General features: G+C 69.4%; 20 protein-coding genes and 1 pseudogene. 10 read left to right on the forward strand and 11 right to left on the reverse strand.

The features are described 5' to 3' along the window. Positions 1-4: 4 nt before the first annotated feature. The 5 genes from H4281_RS28120 to H4281_RS28140 all read left to right on the forward strand — a co-directional run bounded on the left by H4281_RS28120 (position 5) and on the right by H4281_RS28140 (position 4,099). Positions 5-403, forward strand: a complete 399-nt coding sequence (locus H4281_RS28120) for a helix-turn-helix domain-containing protein (protein WP_043836265.1) — start codon at positions 5-7, stop codon at positions 401-403. Further along, positions 400-1,083: a hypothetical protein gene (locus tag H4281_RS28125; RefSeq protein ID WP_182893899.1), complete on the forward strand. Its 684-nt coding sequence runs from the start codon at positions 400-402 to the stop codon at positions 1,081-1,083. Before H4281_RS28120 ends, H4281_RS28125 begins: the two co-directional genes overlap by 4 nt. 755 nt (positions 1,084-1,838) lie before the next feature. Beyond that, entirely contained in the window at positions 1,839-2,138 is a 300-nt protein-coding gene (locus H4281_RS28130) for a DUF2516 family protein (protein WP_182893900.1), read from the forward strand. Between the two features lie 31 nt (positions 2,139-2,169). Continuing rightward, complete coding sequence (locus H4281_RS28135; RefSeq protein ID WP_182893901.1) at positions 2,170-2,715, forward strand: YbaK/EbsC family protein; 546 nt, start codon at positions 2,170-2,172, stop codon at positions 2,713-2,715. A 73-nt stretch (positions 2,716-2,788) separates the two neighbouring features. Then, on the forward strand, positions 2,789-4,099 hold the full coding sequence (locus H4281_RS28140; RefSeq protein ID WP_246412389.1) for an aromatic amino acid lyase: 1,311 nt from the start codon (positions 2,789-2,791) through the stop codon (positions 4,097-4,099). A 4-nt stretch (positions 4,100-4,103) separates the two neighbouring features. On the opposite strand, the gene H4281_RS28145 is transcribed toward H4281_RS28140, so the two are convergent. Continuing rightward, positions 4,104-4,817, reverse strand: coding sequence for an ABC transporter permease (locus H4281_RS28145; protein ID WP_182893903.1), 714 nt, complete (start codon positions 4,815-4,817; stop codon positions 4,104-4,106). After that, the gene (locus H4281_RS28150; protein ID WP_182893904.1) at positions 4,814-5,506 is read right to left on the reverse strand and encodes an ABC transporter permease; all 693 of its coding nucleotides are present in this window, start codon (positions 5,504-5,506) and stop codon (positions 4,814-4,816) included. Before H4281_RS28150 ends, H4281_RS28145 begins: the two co-directional genes overlap by 4 nt. A 140-nt stretch (positions 5,507-5,646) precedes the next feature. Between H4281_RS28150 and H4281_RS28155 the strand changes: the two genes are divergently transcribed. The 3 genes from H4281_RS28155 to H4281_RS28165 all read left to right on the forward strand — a co-directional run bounded on the left by H4281_RS28155 (position 5,647) and on the right by H4281_RS28165 (position 8,232). Next, positions 5,647-6,564 (forward strand): ABC transporter substrate-binding protein, encoded by a 918-nt coding sequence (locus H4281_RS28155; RefSeq protein ID WP_182893905.1) that lies wholly within the window; start codon positions 5,647-5,649, stop codon positions 6,562-6,564. Positions 6,565-6,658: 94 nt separating this feature from the next. After that, positions 6,659-7,093, forward strand: a complete 435-nt coding sequence (locus tag H4281_RS28160) for an SRPBCC family protein (protein ID WP_182893906.1) — start codon at positions 6,659-6,661, stop codon at positions 7,091-7,093. 113 nt (positions 7,094-7,206) lie between these two features. Continuing rightward, the gene (locus tag H4281_RS28165) at positions 7,207-8,232 is read left to right on the forward strand and encodes an NADP-dependent oxidoreductase (protein ID WP_182893907.1); all 1,026 of its coding nucleotides are present in this window, start codon (positions 7,207-7,209) and stop codon (positions 8,230-8,232) included. On the opposite strand, the gene H4281_RS28170 is transcribed toward H4281_RS28165, so the two are convergent. The 3 genes from H4281_RS28170 to H4281_RS28180 are packed head-to-tail and all read right to left on the reverse strand — an operon-like array spanning position 8,222 to position 9,729. Beyond that, positions 8,222-8,881 (reverse strand): haloacid dehalogenase type II, encoded by a 660-nt coding sequence (locus H4281_RS28170; RefSeq protein ID WP_182893908.1) that lies wholly within the window; start codon positions 8,879-8,881, stop codon positions 8,222-8,224. The genes H4281_RS28165 and H4281_RS28170 overlap by 11 nt on opposite strands. 54 nt (positions 8,882-8,935) lie before the next feature. Next, positions 8,936-9,340: an SRPBCC domain-containing protein gene (locus tag H4281_RS28175; protein WP_182893909.1), complete on the reverse strand. Its 405-nt coding sequence runs from the start codon at positions 9,338-9,340 to the stop codon at positions 8,936-8,938. Continuing rightward, positions 9,337-9,729, reverse strand: coding sequence for a RidA family protein (locus tag H4281_RS28180; protein ID WP_182893910.1), 393 nt, complete (start codon positions 9,727-9,729; stop codon positions 9,337-9,339). The genes H4281_RS28175 and H4281_RS28180 overlap by 4 nt, the downstream gene beginning before the upstream one ends. Before the next feature lie 62 nt (positions 9,730-9,791). On the opposite strand from H4281_RS28180, the gene H4281_RS28185 reads away from it, so the two are divergent. Next, on the forward strand, positions 9,792-10,736 hold the full coding sequence (locus tag H4281_RS28185; protein WP_182893911.1) for a helix-turn-helix transcriptional regulator: 945 nt from the start codon (positions 9,792-9,794) through the stop codon (positions 10,734-10,736). On the opposite strand, the gene H4281_RS28190 is transcribed toward H4281_RS28185, so the two are convergent. Further along, positions 10,717-11,334, reverse strand: a complete 618-nt coding sequence (locus H4281_RS28190) for a TetR/AcrR family transcriptional regulator (protein ID WP_182893945.1) — start codon at positions 11,332-11,334, stop codon at positions 10,717-10,719. The two genes, H4281_RS28185 and H4281_RS28190, sit on opposite strands and share 20 nt — an antisense overlap. A 121-nt stretch (positions 11,335-11,455) precedes the next feature. On the opposite strand from H4281_RS28190, the gene H4281_RS28195 reads away from it, so the two are divergent. Continuing rightward, a complete protein-coding gene (locus tag H4281_RS28195) occupies positions 11,456-12,502 on the forward strand; it encodes an NAD(P)-dependent alcohol dehydrogenase (RefSeq protein WP_182893912.1) in 1,047 nt (348 codons plus the stop codon). Between the two features lie 99 nt (positions 12,503-12,601). Here the strand turns inward: H4281_RS28195 and purU are convergent, their stop codons facing one another. From purU to H4281_RS28220, 5 genes and pseudogenes are all read right to left on the reverse strand, one after another. Then, positions 12,602-13,453 (reverse strand): formyltetrahydrofolate deformylase, encoded by an 852-nt coding sequence (purU, locus tag H4281_RS28200; RefSeq protein WP_182893946.1) that lies wholly within the window; start codon positions 13,451-13,453, stop codon positions 12,602-12,604. Between the two features lie 45 nt (positions 13,454-13,498). Next, a pseudogene (locus H4281_RS28205) lies at positions 13,499-14,110 on the reverse strand (maleylpyruvate isomerase family mycothiol-dependent enzyme); the annotation flags it as partial. After that, positions 14,007-14,804 (reverse strand): DedA family protein, encoded by a 798-nt coding sequence (locus tag H4281_RS28210; RefSeq protein ID WP_312872187.1) that lies wholly within the window; start codon positions 14,802-14,804, stop codon positions 14,007-14,009. The gene H4281_RS28210 and the pseudogene H4281_RS28205, both read right to left, overlap by 104 nt. Positions 14,805-14,873: 69 nt before the next feature. Next, positions 14,874-15,674: a class I SAM-dependent methyltransferase gene (locus H4281_RS28215; protein ID WP_182893914.1), complete on the reverse strand. Its 801-nt coding sequence runs from the start codon at positions 15,672-15,674 to the stop codon at positions 14,874-14,876. Further along, positions 15,653-16,153 carry a DUF2505 domain-containing protein gene (locus H4281_RS28220; protein ID WP_182893915.1) on the reverse strand — a complete coding sequence of 167 codons (501 nt, stop codon included), beginning with the start codon at positions 16,151-16,153 and terminating at the stop codon, positions 15,653-15,655. The genes H4281_RS28215 and H4281_RS28220 overlap by 22 nt, the downstream gene beginning before the upstream one ends. Between the last annotated feature and the right edge of the window lie 199 nt (positions 16,154-16,352).

Raw genomic sequence — 16,352 nt, forward strand, 5'->3', positions numbered from 1 at the left:
CCCCATGGACAAGGTCGCGGACATCGCCTCCGACATCGGCGAGTACATCCGCCAGCAGCGCAGTTCCGCGAAGATTTCGCTGCGCCAGCTGTCGAAACTCGCCGGAGTGTCCAATCCGTACCTGAGCCAGATCGAGCGCGGGGTCCGCAAACCCAGCGCGGAGATCCTCCAGCAGATCGCCAAAGGGCTGCGGATCTCGGCCGAAGCGTTGTACGTGCAGGCCGGGATTCTCGACCTGCCGACCGGCGGCCCGGTCGGCGACGCGATCCGCGCCGACGCCGAGCTGACCGAACGGCAGAAGCAGGTCCTGCTCGACGTCTACGAGTCCTTCCGGCGCGAAAACGCCGCCGCGAGCACCACCGCACCGAAGACCACCCAAGAGACCACTGAGGAGTCGGCATGACCACGCCCAAGACCGAGGACGTCCGCAAGGCTGTCAACACTGCGCTCGACCAGGTCCGCACCCCGCTGCTCGCCGCGCTCGGCGCGGGCAACCTGGCCAGCCAGGCCGTGACCGACGCGGTCGCCAAGGCCCGCGCCAACGTCACCAAGAACACTGAGGCCGCCCGCAAGGGCCTCGAGGAGCTGCCGACCGACGTCGAGAGCCTCCGCGAGAAGCTCGACCCGGCCGAACTGCGCAAGGCCATCGACGAGTACACCGAGGCCGCGCTGAAGCTGTACAACAAGCTGGCCGAGTCCGGCGAGCAGGCGTGGGACAAGATCGCCGCGCAGCCGCAGGTCAAGAAGGCCCTTGAGCAGCTGGACGACGCGCTGACCGCCGCGCAGGAGCGCGTCGACGGCCTGACCGAGGAGACCCGCGAGCGCGTCGACGGCGTGCTGGCGAAGGTCACCAAGCGCACCCGTTCCGCTGGTGAGAAGGCCGCCCGCAAGGTGACCGAGGTGGCAGGCGAGACCGCGGACGCGGTTGAGGAAATCGGCGAGAACGTCGCGCACGAGACCCGTTCGGTGGCCCGCAAGGCCGCGAACCGCACCGCGCCGAAGACCGCCACCCCGGCCCGTCGCACGACGACCAGCACGACGGCGAACGCGAAGAAGCCGGCCGCGCCGAAGACGGAGAAGTGACGGCGGAGTCGCTGTCGCAGTGACTGCGGTTCGGGTGCTTAGGCACCTGGAACCGTTGGGGCGGAACGGTTTGCGCCGGGTCGCCGAGGGCGAGAATTGAAGATCGAGGGGTCGCACGGCGGCCGGGCCGAGAAATGGGCCCGGCCGCCGTGTGCTGTGTTGGGGATGTTTCGGGGTGCTGCCGGGTCATGGGGTTGGCGGCGGTCTCGCTGTGTTGGGGGTCGTGCCGCCGTGCTGCATGGCGGGCGGTGCCGGGGGAGTGCGGGGTGCGGCTGTGATTGGGGCGTTTCGGCGGGGCGGTGTCTGCCGTGTCGGGGGCGGTGGTGCCGGGCTGCTGCATAGCGGACTGGGCGGCGTGCCGCTGAGTCAGGGGACGGTGCCGCCGCTCCCGTGAGCGGTTCGGAGAGCCGGTTGGTCCGGCCGTCGTGTGCGGCGGCGGGTGTCGCGGCGAAGTCGATGTTGGGTCGAACCTAACTCGGGCGAGCTTCGTTAGGCTCGACCTAGGCTCCCAGCGGCGAGCTGGGCCGGACCGAGATTCACGGGCGACGAGCTGGGTCCGACCTAGGCTCACGGCAGCAGCCTGGGTCCGGCCTAAGCCGAGACAGCCGAGCCGGAGTGACCGTTGTCACCCCAAGCTCGCTCCCTGCGGCTCACTGCGGCCAAACCTGGCCAACCCGAGCCTGACCAGCAGTCACAGCGCCGTGCCGGGTTTCGGGGGAGCGGGCGGCGTGGGCGGTTTGCCGTAAGCTGGCTGCGTGCTGGTTGCCGATTGGATCCTCTGGGTCATCCACTGGGGCAGCGCCTTGGTCGGGCTCTTCGCCTTCGTTCACGCGCTGCTCCAGCGAGCCGACGCGTACTCGGCGGCCGATCGCAAGACCAAGCCGATCTGGATGCTGATCACCGGCGGGGCCACGATCGCGCTGGTGCTGTTCCCGCTTCAGGGGAACGGCGTCGGGTTCATCTTCTGGGTTCCCGCGATGGCGGCGGCGCTCGTCTACATCGTCGACGTGCGGCCGAAGCTCATCGAGGTTCAGCGGGGCCACCGCAACTGGTGACCGGAGCGGCGGGCGGATTACATTCGGGCCCGTGACCACCTGGACTATCGCCGGAAGCCTCACCGTCGTTCCCGCGCCGACCCGTACTGACCTGCTTGCCGAACCCGTCGCCAAGGCGCTTGCCGCGATGCCCGCGCCGGACGAGCTCGGCGTCACCGAGATCGATCCGGAGCTCGCCGACACCGCCGCGTTCTGCGAGGCGTACGGCTCGCCGTTGACCGCCTCCGCGAACTGCGTTGTGGTCGCCGGCAAGCGGGCCGGCGAGGTCCGGTTCGCCGCGGCCCTCGTGCTCGCGACCACCCGCGCCGACGTCAACGGCGTCATCAAGCGCCGTCTCGATGTGCGCAAGGCGTCGTTCGCTCCGATGGACGAGGCCGTTTCGCTCACCGGCATGGAGTACGGCGGCATCACGCCCGTCGGGCTGCCCGCGGACTGGCCGATCCTCATCGACCAGGCCGTCGCGGACGCGCCGGAGCTGGTGATCGGCAGCGGGATCCGCGGCAGCAAGCTCCTGATCTCCGGTGCGGCGCTCGCGGGGCTGCCGAACGCCGAGGTCATCGACGGGCTCGCGCGCTGAACTGTCCATAGTGGACGAACCAGTCGAAGTCAGCCCGGCTGCCCTCGAAGCGCTTAGGCGGCAGCGTGAAGCAATGCTGGCCGCGCTGGACGAGGACCGCCCGGTCTACGGCGTCAACACCGGCATGGGACGGCTCGCCGGAACGCGGCTCACCGCCGGGCAGCAGGCCGATCACCAGCGCAATCTGCTGGTCGGCCGGGCCGTCGGGGGGAAGCCGTGGTTGTCGCCGGAGTTGACTCGGGCGTTGCTGCGCATGCGGCTGCGCGGGTTTCTCCGGGGCGACGCGGCGGTCAGTCCCGAGCTGGTCACCTTCCTCGCGGACCGGCTCAACGACGGGTTCCTCCCCGCCGTCCCGCGCGACAGTCTCGGCAGCGCGGGCGAGATCATCCCGCTGGCGCACGCGTTCCAGACCTTCGTCGGACTCGGCACGGTCATCGAGGACGGCGCCGAAGTCCCGGCGGCGGAAGCGCTGGACCGGCGCGGGGTGCGTCCGTTCGTGCTCGGGCCGAAGGAAGGGGCGAGCCTGATTCAAGGTTCGCCGCTGGCCGAGGCGTACGCGTGGGTGTGCGGCGAGAGACTGCGTCGGCTGCTCGAATGGCAGACGGTCTGCGCGGCGATCACCGTGGACGTTCTTGGCGCGCCACAAGCGATCTACCGCGGCACCCGCGTCGAGAAGCTCATCGAAGGGGCCGCCGCGAAAAAGGGAGTCGTGCAGGCACCGATCTCGGTGCGAGTCGGGCCGAAAGTACTCGAATACGTCGGCCGGACTGTCGAGGAGCTACGGGAAACCTTGCGAGAGTCCTGGGAAACTCCCGCGGACTCACCGGCCTTCGTAAACGGCGAGTTCGTCCCGGCAACCGGCTATCACGCCGCCGCGCTCGGGCTGAGGATGGACGCGGTCAAGGCCGCCCTCGTCCACGCGGCAGAGGTGTCGGTACAACGCCTTCACCGCCTCCTCGACCCGCAGTTCAGCGGTTTGCCGCCGCAGCTTGCGGTGGATCCGGGGCCGCAGGCCGGGCTTACGCCGTTGCACAAACGCGCGGCCGGCGAGCTGCACGCGATGCGACGGCTGGCCGCACCGGCGACGCTCGGGTCGCTGGATACTTCCGCTGGTCAGGAGGATGTGCAAGCGTTTGCCAGCAAGGCCGGAGCCGAGCTGGAGACAGTCATCGAACGCTTCTTCGCGATCACCGCGTGCGAGCTGATCGCTGGGCGGCAGGCTCGGTATCTGCGCAAAGCAGAAGGCGCGCCGAGGCTGGCCGACGCATACGCCTGGCTCGCGGAGAGAGTTGAGCCGGTGGTGGTCGACCGGTCGCTGGGGCCGGAGATCGACCGGCTGGCCGCGGTGTGTCGTGAGAGTTCATGCCGGTTAGAACCGGCATGAACACTCACGAGTCCCGACGTGCCTGTTGAAGCGCCAACCCGCGAGGCGTAGCCAGCTTCGTCAGCAGCGCGAACAGCCCCTCGCACACCAGTGCCAGGATCACCACCGCCAGACCGCCGCCGAAGATTTCGCCGTGGCCCTGCTCGCCGAGGGCGAAACCGTCCACGATGTAGCGGCCGAGACCGCCGCCGTCGTTGACGATCGCGCCGATCGCGACCGTCGCGATCAGTTGCAGGAACGCCACTCGCGCGGCGGCCACGATCACCGGCGACGACAGCGGCAGTTCCACGCGCAGCATGATCTGCCATTCGCGATACCCGGTGCCGCGCGCCGCGTCGACGACGTCCTGTTCCACCTGCACCACGCCCGCGTAGGTGTTGGTGAACAGCGGCGGCAGCGCCAGTGCGACGAGCGCGAGCAGCAGCGGCCAGAAGTCTGTGTTCGCGCCCCACCTGCTGGCCAGGAACCAGAACAGGATGATCAGCCCGAAACTCGGGATCGCGCGGCCGATGTTCACCGCGCTGCTCGCCAGGAACTGGCCGCGCCGGTAATGCCCGAGCCACAGCGCGAGCGGGACGGTCAGGAGGATCGAGAGCACCAGCGCCAGCGCGGAAAACCACAGATGCTGCACGGTCCGGAACGGAATCCCGGCCGGATCGGTCCAGCTCCAGCGGTTCGGGTCGGCGAGCCAGTGGCTCAGCTGCTCGAAAAAACTCATCGAAGCGCCCTCCGCGACCACGGGGCCAGCGCGCGTTCGCTCAGCCACAGCAGCAAATCGACGAGCACCGCCAGCGCGATCGACAGCACGACGCCGACGATGATCGGGCTCGGATTCGGGATCGTCGTCTGAATGCCTGCCCGGATGAAGTAGCCGAGCCCGCCCATGCCGAGCAGCGACGTGACGGTGACCAGGCCGATCGTCGTCACCGCGGCCACGCGCAGCCCGGCGATCACCACCGGCAGCGCGAGCGGCAGTTCGACCTGCCACAGCAGCCGCCGCGGTGTGAAGCCCATCCCGATCGCCGCTTCACGCACCTCGGTCGGCACCTGCTGCACGCCGGTCACGATGTTGCGGATCAGGATCAGCAGCGTGTACGTCGCCAGCGGGATGACCGAGGTGGCGAAGGAGAACCCGAGCAGCGGAACCAGCAGCGCGAACGCGCCCAGGCTCGGGATCACGTAGAGGGCGCCCGCCGTGCCGATCACGAACGGATAGAACCAGCGGTAGCGCAGGCACAGCGTGGCGAGCGCGAGCGAAAGCACGAGGCCGACGCCGAGCGCGGTCGCGGTGAGGGCGATGTGCTCGCCGAGCCGCTGCAGAATCGCGTCGGCGTTGCGTTCGACCCACCGCCATTCGAAGAGGGGACGGCTGCTGTCGGCCAGCAGCGGGGTCACGGACGCGTGCACGGCGCGACCTTACCCCGATCGAGCGACAATATTCCGGCTCGTGAGATTCCGTGGCGAGGATTCCTAACCAGTGGTTTCTGTCGGGGGTCGCGGTTAGGGTCCATTCCCACTAACGAGTGAACTGAGGAGTGTGGGGACACGTGCGCTGGACCCGGAACATCCGAGTGGCCGCGCTGGTGGCGACGGCCGCGCTCGGCTTGACCGCGTGCGGTGGGGGAAGCGACCAGCCGGCCGCGCCGAGCAAGGGCGGCGCTCCGATCGTCGTCGCCTCGTTCAACTTCACCGACAGCCAGATCCTTGCCGAGATCTACGCGGGCGCGCTGGAGGCCAAGGGCTATCCGGTCACCCGGAAGCTGAACCTCGGCTCGCGGGAGCTGGTCTACCCGTCGCTCAAATCCGGAGAACTGCAGTTCCTGCCGGAGTACCAGGGCGCGGCGATCACGACCGGCTTCGGCAAGGAAGCGACCAAGGACGCCAAGGCCGAGCACGAACAGCTGGAGAAGCTTTTCGCGCCTGAGGGCGTCGGGCTGCTGAACTACGCGGCCGCCGAGGACAAGAACACCTACATCGTGAAGGCCGACCTCGCGAAGTCGAAGGGCATCTCCTCGATCAGCGACCTGAAGAAGCTCGACAAGGTCGTCATGGCCGGTCCGCCGGAGTGCGAGAAGCGGCTGCCGTGCTTTAAGGGCTTCAAGGATGTCTACAAGCTGACGAACGCCACCTTCCAGACAGTGCAGGAGGCCGGGCCGCGCGTGCAGCAGCTCAACTCCGGCGCGGTCACGGTGATCCCAGTCGACTCGGTCAGCCCGCTGGTCGGCGACTCGCAGTACGTCGCGCTCAAGGACGACCTCACCATCGTGCCCACCGAGAACGTGGTGCCCGCGGTGAACAAGAAGGTGCTCGACGAGCGCGGCGCGGACTTCGCGGCCGTCGTCAACGCGGTCAGCGCGAAGCTCACCACGGACGGCATGCGCGAGCTGAACAAGCGGGTCGACGCGGACGGCGAGCCCGCCGCCGACGTGGCCAAGGACTGGCTGAAGCAGCAGGGCCTCAGCTGAGTGTCGTGAGTGGCGATGCCGGTTAGAACCGGCATCGCCACTCACAACCCCATGTGCGAAGGTGACCTCGGCGAACCCCTGAGGAGGAAACGACATGGGCAAGGTCACGGCCACCGCGGAGCGCACGATCGACGCGCCGGTGGAACGCGTGCGTGAGCTGGTCGCGGACTACGCCGAGACCCGGCCGAAGCTGCTCACCGAGCACTACCGCGACTACGAGGTCAGCGAGGGCGGCGTCGGCGCCGGCACGAAGGCCAGCTGGAAGCTGCAGGCCACGTCCAAGCGCGTGCGCGACGTCGCGGCCACGGTGACCGAGCCGTCGCCGGGCACCTTCGTCGAGACCGACGCGAACTCCAGCATGGTCACCACCTGGACCGTCACCGCCTCCGGCGAGCGTTCGCTCGTCCGCATCGAGACCAGCTGGGACGGCGCGGGCGGCATCGGCGGCTTCTTCGAGAAGACCTTCGCGCCCGGCGGGTTGAAGAGGATCTACGACGGCGTGCTCGGCAAGCTCGCGGAGATCGTGTAGCGCTTGCCACAGCTCCGGGGACAATCGGAATGCGCGCCCCGGTTTCTCCGTTGGCCGGGTAGACGGGGCGCGCGCCCCGCTTCAGTCCAGCTTGAACGAAACGGAGTTCGACGGTGAACGCACCCGCAACGCCCGCCAAGGCGACCGAGATCCGGCTCGCGGCCCGTCCGCACGGCGTCCCGACCATGGACAATTTCGACATCGTCGAGACCGAGGTGCCGAAGCCAGGTCCCGGGCAGATCCTGGTGCGCAACCTGGTGATGAGCGTCGACCCGGCGATGCGCGGCCGGATGAACGACGTGAAGTCCTACTCGCCGCCGTTCGTGGTCGGCGAGGCCATGCAGGGCGGCGCGGTCGGCGAGGTCATCGAGTCCACTGTGGACGAGTTCGCGGTCGGTGACCACGTGCTGCACCAGGCGGGCTGGCGTACGCACGCGGTGCTCGACGCCAAGCGAGCGGTCAAAGTGGACGATTCCGTCGCGCCGCTCTCGACCTACCTCGGCGTGCTCGGGATGCCGGGCCTGACCGCGTACGCCGGACTGCTGGTGAGCGCGGAATTCAAGCCGGGCGACACGGTTTTCGTCTCCGGCGCGGCCGGTGCGGTCGGCTCGCTCGTCGGGCAGCTGGCCCGGCTCAAGGGCGCCAAGCGGGTGATCGGCAGCGCGGGTTCGGCGGAGAAGGTCCGCTACCTCACCGAGGAGCTCGGCTTCGACGCCGCCTTCAACTACAAGGACGGACCGGTCGCCGAGCAACTCGCCGCGGCCGCGCCCGAGGGCATCGACGTCTACTTCGACAACGTCGGCGGCGAGCACCTGGAAGCCGCGATCGCGTCGATGAACCTGCACGGCCGGATCGCCATCTGCGGGATGATCTCGCAGTACAACGCCACCGAGCCGACCCCTGCTCCGCGCAATCTGGTGCAGCTCATCGCGAAGCGGATCACCATGCGCGGCCTGCTCGTGCTCGACCACTGGCACCTGATGCAGGAGTTCGTGGCCGAGGTCGCGCCGCTCGTCGCGTCCGGCGAGATCAAGTACTCCGAGACCTTTGTGGACGGTATCCGCAACGCACCGGATGCCTTCCTCGGTCTGCTCAGCGGGGCGAACACCGGAAAGATGCTGGTGAGCCTCAGCTCCTGACGATCGCGTCAGCCAGTTCGGGCATGGTCGCCGCGGTGTAGGTCGCGGCGGGCAGGCCGGGCAGCGGATGGACTCCGGGGCGCGCGAGCAGCGCGGTCCGGAGTCCTGCTGCTTGGGCCCCGGCGATGTCCCAGCCGTGCGCGGCGACCATCACCGCCTGGCCGGGCTCGACGCCGAAGGCGCGCAGCACCTGGAGGTACGGCTCCGGTGCGGGCTTGAGCCTGCTGACTTGCTGCGCGGAGAAGATCCGGTCGAATTTCGTTGCCAGGCCAGCGTTCTGCAGCTGTGCTTCGGCGGTCGCGAGCGGCGAGTTCGTGAGCGCGACTACCTGGTGCCCGGCCTGGCGCAAACGGTCCAGGCCGGGTGCGACGTCGGCGTGCGCGGGCAGGGCACGCAGGCCGTCGCCGACCTTCACCAGTTCGGCGTCGGTCAGTTCATGACCGTGCCGTGCGCACACGGCGGCCGCGGCTTCCCCGGCGATCTGCGCGAAATCGCGGTACTGGCCTGCCGCGGTCACCGTGAGCACGGTGTGGATCGCGAGCGTGAACCATTCCTGCCGCGCTTGCGGATCTCCGGTGAATTTGGTGAACAGCGGGTCGAGCGCAGTCAGGTCGAGCAGTGTCTCGTTGACGTCGAACACGCACAGCATCGCGCCTCCTGCCGGTGAACCGCTTGCGTACCAGGGTCCTCCGTCAGCCGCGGGCTAGGCAAGCGCGGTGATCAATTCGGCGAGAACTCCCTGCCAATGGCGGCGCTGCTGCTCCCGTTCGGCGGCATCGGCCAGCCGTTCCTGGTGAATGCGCAGCATTGTTTTGTCCGGGCCGCTGGCGCGCACGGCGAGTTGCAGGGTCGTTTCGTGCGCCCAGCCGGCCGGCTGCCAGGTGAGCCGGATCCGGTCCATTTCGCGGAAACTGCGCGTCTCGCCGCGGATTCCGTCGGCGGTCTCGTATCCGACGCCGGGTTCGGGTTGGACGGTGACACCCTCGCCGAGCCAGATCGCCACGCCCGCCGCGGAGGTGATGAAATCCCAGACGTCCTCGGCGGAGCGGCCGACCGTTTTCGAGACGCCGATCTGCCAGCCCGCGTCCTTGGTCTTTCCGACGCTCACTTGGCCACCGCCGCGATCGCGCTGACCTCGACGAGCGCGCCCGGCACGGCCAGCCCGGCCACGCGCTGGACGGTCACCGGCGGCGTCGCTCCCGCCAGCGCCGCGGCGGCGGCCGGATAAGCCTTGGCGAGCTCGACGTCCGCGACCAGCAGGATGTTCAGCATCACCACATCCTGGACGGTCGCGCCGCCTGCGGCCAGCGCCGTCTTCAGGTTGGCCATCACCCGCTCGACCTGCGCGGCGACGTCGGATCCGCCGACGAGCGCGCCGTTCGCGTCGACCGCGTTCTGGCCGCCGACGTAGAGCGTCGTCGCGCCCGGCGGGACCACGGCGACCTGGGCGAAGGCGGGGGACTGGACGAGCCCTTCAGGGCGGAGCAGCTGAGTCATGAAACGAGTATGACCAGATACCCGGTCGGATACTGTCCTAGTTTCGCGCGAGAATCGAGACCATGACCACCACGAGCCGTCGCCTGGAGACGCTGGCGTTGCTGCAGGCGCGTCCCGGCATCTCGGCCACCGACCTCGCGGCCCGGCTCGGCGTCACCGAGCGCACGACGCGGCGCGACATCGCTCAGCTGCGCGAACTCGGGTACCGCATCGACGGCGAACCGGGCCGGGTCGGCGGCTATCGGCTCGCGCACGGCACCGCGATGCCGCCGCTGCTGCTGGACGCCGACGAGGTCGCGGCGGTTTCCCTCGGCCTGCAGACGGCGGTGGCGGTAGACGGACTGGAAACCGCCACCGTGACGGCGCTGGCCAAGCTGACCCAGGTGGTGCCAACCCGCTGGCAGGCCCGGCTATCCGCGCTCGCGGAGGTGGAATCGTTGCCGGGCAAGCCCTTCCGGCAAGCAGCACGCGACATTCTGGTGCCGCTCGCGTTGGCTTGCCGGGCTGGTGAGGCGGTCCGGATCCGGCATCGCGCCTTGGCTGCTCCGTCGGCGAAGCCCGTTGATGTGCAGCCCTATCGGCTCATCACGGTCCGGCGGCAGTGGTACCTCGTCGCTTGCCCGCGTGGAACCAGTGAATGGAAAACCTTCGCGGTGGACCGGATCGAGGCGGTCCAGCCGCTCGGGATCAAGCTGCCCGCGCCGGAACCACCGTCCACTGTGGCCGATCTGATCACGGACACGGGCTGGCGGTATCGCGTCCGGGTCCAGGTGCACACGTCCGCTGACCTGGTCCGGGAACTCGTTGACCCGAGCGTCGCCACGGTCGTCGAGGACGGCGACGAGTGCGAACTCCGGTTCGGCACCGACGATCTCGACTGGGCCGCGCGCTGGCTGGCTTACCTGGACGTGGATTTCGACGTCCTGGAACCGTCCGTGCTCATCGATCGCTTGCACGCCTTCGGTTCCTGGCTGGCCGCCCGCTACGTCACCACTCCGCCGGACTGATCGCCGGAGTCCCCGCGCGATAAGCCTCGATCACGATCCGCGCCGCCCGCCGGGACTTGGCGACGACCTGCTCCGTCGGATAGCCAAGCCATTGGTAGACGCCGTTGAGGTAGAAATCGCCGTAGCCGTAGGCCTGGGTGTGGAGTTGCTCCATCAGTTCCAGCGCGATCGGCGGGTCCGGCGCGATCGTGAGGCAACGCAGCAGCGACGCGTCGATCAGCTCGCGGCGGGCCTCGTGCAACTCGACGTATTGCGCGTCGGCGAGTTCGGCGGCGAAGAAGACATGCAGCCCGATCCGGGTTTCCATCAGGTACTTGGTGTGCGCGGCGGCGACGGCAGCCAGCGCGGCACCGTCGTCCGTCTCGGCGGCGGCTGCTTCCTCGGCGAGTTCGCGAAGCTGGCGCGCCGCGACCGTCCCGACCGCGGCCAGCAACGCCGCGCGATCCGGGAAGTGCCGGTACGGCGCGGCGGCGGAGACCTTCGCCCGTCGGGCGGCTTCGGCGACCGAGAAGCCAGTGACCCCGTTTTCCGCGATCAGGTCGAGCGAGACGCGCACGAGCTCGGCGCGCAGATTGCGGTGGTGGTACTGCGCCGCCATGCCGTGTGTCACACCCGATCGTCGTCGCACCGAGGAATAAGCCGAGGCCCACGCTAGTCTATGTAAGAGGGTTCTTACATCGAATTCGTCCCGGACCGGACGGGACACCCAGGAGGGCTTCATGACCACGACCACCTCCGCCATCGCCGCCGCGGCGCCGGGCGGACCGCTCGCCCCGACGACGATCGAGCGCCGCGACCTGCGGCCGGACGACGTGCTGATCGACATCGCCTACGCGGGCATCTGCCACAGCGACCTGCACCAGGTCCACCAGGACTGGGGAACCGCGATCTTCCCGATGGTGCCGGGCCACGAGATCGCCGGCGTCGTCGCCGCGGTCGGCTCGGACGTCACGAAGTACCAGGTCGGCGACCGGGTCGGAGTCGGCTGCATGGTCGATTCCTGCGGCGAGTGCGAGTACTGCCGCGCCGGATCCGAGCAGTTCTGCGTCAAGGGCAACGTGCAGACGTACAACGGGGTCGGTTTCGACGGCGAGAACACCTACGGCGGCTACAGCCAGCAGATCGTCGTGAAGGACGCCTTCGTCTGCCGCATCCCGGAAGGCATTTCCCTCGACGTCGCCGCGCCGCTGCTGTGCGCGGGCATCACCACGTACTCGCCGCTGCGCCGGTGGGGCGCGGGACCGGGCAAGAAGGTCGCCGTCGTCGGGCTCGGCGGGCTCGGGCACATGGCGGTCAAGCTGGCCGTCGCGATGGGCGCGGAAGTCACCGTGCTCAGCCAGAGCCTGAAGAAGCAGGAAGACGGGCTTCGGCTCGGCGCGAAGGACTACTACGCGACCAGCGACGAGTCGACCTTCGAGACGCTCGCCGGCCGGTTCGACGTCATCCTCAACACCGTGTCGGCGAAGCTGCCGGTGGACGCTTACCTCAGCCTGCTGCGCGTCGGCGGCGCGATGGTGAACGTCGGCGCGCCCGGGGAACCGTTGGAGTACAACGTGTTCTCCCTGCTCGGCGGCAACCGCGTGCTGGCCGGTTCGATGATCGGCGGCATCGCGGAAACCCAGGAGATGCTGGACTTCTGCGCCGAGCACGGCGTCGGCGCGGAGATCGAGACGATCAGCGCGGACCAGGTGAACGAGGCGTACGCGCGGGTCGAGAACAGCGACGTGCGGTACCGCTTCGTGATCGACACCTCGACGATCGGCTGACCCCTCGCCGACCGCGCCCCAATGCCACATTGGGTGCATGTGACGCACCCAATGTGGCATTGGTTGCGCTCAACGCACCCAATGCCACATTGGGGCGCGTCAGAGCACCATTGTGCGGTTGCCGTGCACCAGGACGCGCCCCTCAAGGTGCCAGCGCAGCCCGCGCGCGAGCGTCACCTTCTCGATGTCCCGGCCCTTGCGCACCAGGTCCTGCACCGAATCGCCGTGGTCGACCCGGATCACGTCCTGTTCGATGATCGGCCCGGCGTCCAGGTCCGCGGTGACGTAGTGGCAGGTCGCGCCGACGAGCTTCACGCCGCGTGTGTGCGCCTGGTGATACGGCTTCGCACCGATGAACGACGGCAGGAAGCTGTGGTGGATGTTCAGCGCGCGCCCGGTCCACGCCGCGCACAGTTCCGCGGGCAGCACCTGCATGAACCGCGCGAGCACGATCGCGTGCGGGTCGTGCGCGTCGACCAGTTCGCGGACCTTGGCGAACGCGGCTGCTTTGCCGTCCGGGTCGCCCGCCGGGAACGGCACGTGGTGGAACGGGATCCCGTGCGCGCGCGTGATGTCCGCGAGCGAATCGTGGTTGCCGATCACCGCGGCGATGTCGACGTCCAGCTCACCGGAGGCGACCCGGCCGAGCAGGTCGTAGAGGCAGTGCCCGGCCTTCGACACCAGCACCACCGCGCGCGGGCGCTCGCCGGTGTCGCGCACCTGCCAGCTCGACTCCGCCGACAGTTCGTTCGCGACCTCGCCGAACCGCTCGCGCAATCCCTCCGCGTCGAACGGCAGCGAATCGGCGCGGACGACCTGGCGGGTGAAGAACCAGCCCGAGTCGGGATCGGTGTGATACGCCGCCTCGACGATCATTCCGCCGTGGTCGGCGAGGAAGCCCGAGATGCGGGCGATGATGCCGGTGCGGTCGGGACAGCCGAAGGTGAGCACGTAACGCTGGGGATCTGACACCCGTCCATTCTCGCCGCCCGCTGGTCAGGGCGCTGCGAGGGGCTCCAGAAGGGTGGCGTCGCCGACGTTCTCGGCGTGGTTCGGGCGGCCCCACAACGCGCGGTAGACGTCGTCAGCGGGTCCGGCGAGCGTGAGGTCCGGGATGCCTTCGCCCAGCGTCGGCGGCTGGTCGGCGTGCAGCAGCACGGTCCACGTCCGCGTGTCGGTGCTGACCTGGACGATCCCCTCGCGGCCGCTCGGCTGGGCGCGGCGCGGGGTCAGGAAGGCGAGGAACTCGTCGATGCCGTCCTCGGCGAATTCCGAGCGGTACCGGGTGACCGGCGGCGTCGGCAGGGCGCTTTCCGCGTCGAGCCGGTGGATGGCGAACTCGTGCGCGAGCCGGCGCGTCCAATCCCCGACGGTGACCGGGCCGCCGTGCGGGAACGGCGAGCGCAGCGGGGTGTCCGCCGGACGGCGCAGGGCTTCGCGGACGGCCATCCGTTCGCCGTCCCAGCAGCCGAGCGAGTCTTCCCAGGTGACCGCGGCCGGTGGCTCAGCTTTCCGGTCGGTGATCGCAGCGACCGTGTACGAGAGCACCGTCGTCAGGTGTGTCACCAGGTCCTGCACTGTCCATTCCGGACAGTTGCGGACGGGCGCGGCCGGACCTGCGGCGAGCGTCGCGGCTTTGATCCGGTCGGCGTGGATGTCGATCGCTTCCAGCAGACGTGGCGCGTCCATGCACTGACCGTAGCCTGCGCACGCGTACCCGTCGGCCGAATTCGATGAGCACGACCAGCAGCAGCCCGAGCAGGAACGACAGCAGCAGGCCGTACACCGGACGGTCGGCGAACGCGGCCCCGCCGGCGAGCCCGATCAGCGCGCTGTACACCGACCACAGTGCCGCGCCCACGGCGTCGAGCGGCACGAACCGGCGCAGCGGGTAGCCGAGACTGCCGTTGGCCAGCGCGCTCGCGACGCGGCCGCCGGGCAGGTAACGCGCGGCGATGATCAGCAGCGGAGCTTGCCTGCGGACCTGGTCGCGGGCCCATTCGTAGCGTTGCCGTCCGGACGGTCCGCGCTGCAGCCAGGCGACGGCGCGCGGCCCGGCGGCGCGGCCGACCGCGTAGCCGAGACAGTCGCCCGCCCACGCCCCGGCGGCGGACACGACGACCAGCAGCGCGAGCCTGCCCAGGTCCGGTCCGATCAGGACGGCGACGGTCACCACGGTCGTCTCGCTCGGCATGAACGGGAGCAGCGCGTCCAGTCCGGCGATCGCGAACACGAGCACCCACAGCCAGGGCGAGCCGAGCGTGCCCCGGATCAGTTCGGTGACGTGTTCCAGCAGTTCCACCCGCTCATCGTCAGCACTGAAGGTCACCAAGGGATGACCCAGCGGGGTGCGGGTGGTGAACAGGTGGGTTCAGCGCGGCGCGACGCTCTCCCAGGCCACGGTCAGCTCGCCGAGCCTGCGCCGGTCCGGATTGCCGAAGACCGGCCAGCCGCGGTCGGCGAGCATGGCGACGGTGGTGGTCCAGCGGGCGCGCACGCCGAAGGAACGGTGCGGTGCCGCTGCCGCCCAGCATTCGTCCAAAGTGGACATGAGGGCGTGCACGCGTTCGCCGGGAACGTTGCGGTGGATGAGGATCTTCGGCAGCCGTTCGGCCACTGTGGACGGACGGTCGAGTTCGGCGAGGCGCAGCGACAGGGTCAGCGTGCGCGGACCGTCGGCCCCGACCACGACCCATGTGACCAGCCTGCCGATCTCGTCGCAGGTGCCCTCCACGAGCAGACCGTCCGGCGGCATCGCGTCGAGCATCAGCTGCCACGCGCCAGGGACCTCGTCCTCGGCGTACTGGCGGAGCACGTTGAACGCGCGCACCAGGACCGGCCGCGTCCCGGCCAGTTCGAAACCGCCGCGCCGGAAATCCAGCCGGGGCGGATCAGCGGCGGGCAGGGCGGCGGCGACGCGCTCCGGGTCGAGTTCGAGCCCGAGCACCCGGACGTCCGGCCGCACGCGCGCGAGCCAGCGGGCCAGTTCCACCGTCGTGACCGGCGACGCTCCGTAGCCGAGATCGACGACAAGAGGACTTTCGCCGCGCCGCAGCAGCCGCGTGACAGCCGGGTCGCTCGCGAGCCAGCGGTCGACCCGGCGCAGCCGGTTGGGATTGGTGGTGCCCCTGGTCGGGGCCCCCACCGGGGTCAGGCGCGCTCGGCCAGCCACTGCGCGGTGAACTCGTCCTCGTGCCGCAGCAGGTTGACCACCTGCTCGGAGACGAACTCCTCGATCCGGCCGCCGAAGAGAGGGATGCGGACGACGACCTCGCCGGTGGTGCGGAGGAGGACCTTGCTTTCCTTCAGGGCGAGGTAGGTCGAAGCGCCGATCTCACCGGGTACGCCGCCGACGCTGACGTCGGACCGGCCGGTGTACTCGTCGCCGGACCGCTTCCACGTCTGGGCGCGATTGACGATGATGTCGCCCTTGTGCAGGGCGCGGACGGCTTGGGGGAGCTTGGCCGCCTTGATGCCGTGCTGGAGCTCGTAGCGGACGGAGTCGCCTTCGGCGGTGTAGGCGAGGAGTTTGGCGTCGTCGCCGCCCAGCGCTTCGAGGCGGGCACGGAGTGCTTCCTCTCCGGCCACTGCGGCGAAGACGTCCGCCAGTGAGCCGTCGAACTCGCCGCGGTGTTCGATCCGGGATCCCATGAAACGGACAGTACCGGGGTGGGTGGGGGTGGGTGTGCCGGAGTTCTCGGCTCGTCGCCTGGTGGCGACATCGGCCCGATCTTGGGTTGCGTGGGGCACCCCGAAGGTTGATTGTGCTGACGGGCGGCGGGTGCTTGTCAAGGCGGGAAAGATGCCTTGACAAGCACCCGCCGCCCGCAGGGAGGCTTCGTATCGGGGG

The sequence above is a fragment of the Amycolatopsis dendrobii genome (assembly GCF_014145675.1).
GTDB classification, from domain to species: Bacteria; Actinomycetota; Actinomycetes; order Mycobacteriales; family Pseudonocardiaceae; genus Amycolatopsis; species Amycolatopsis dendrobii.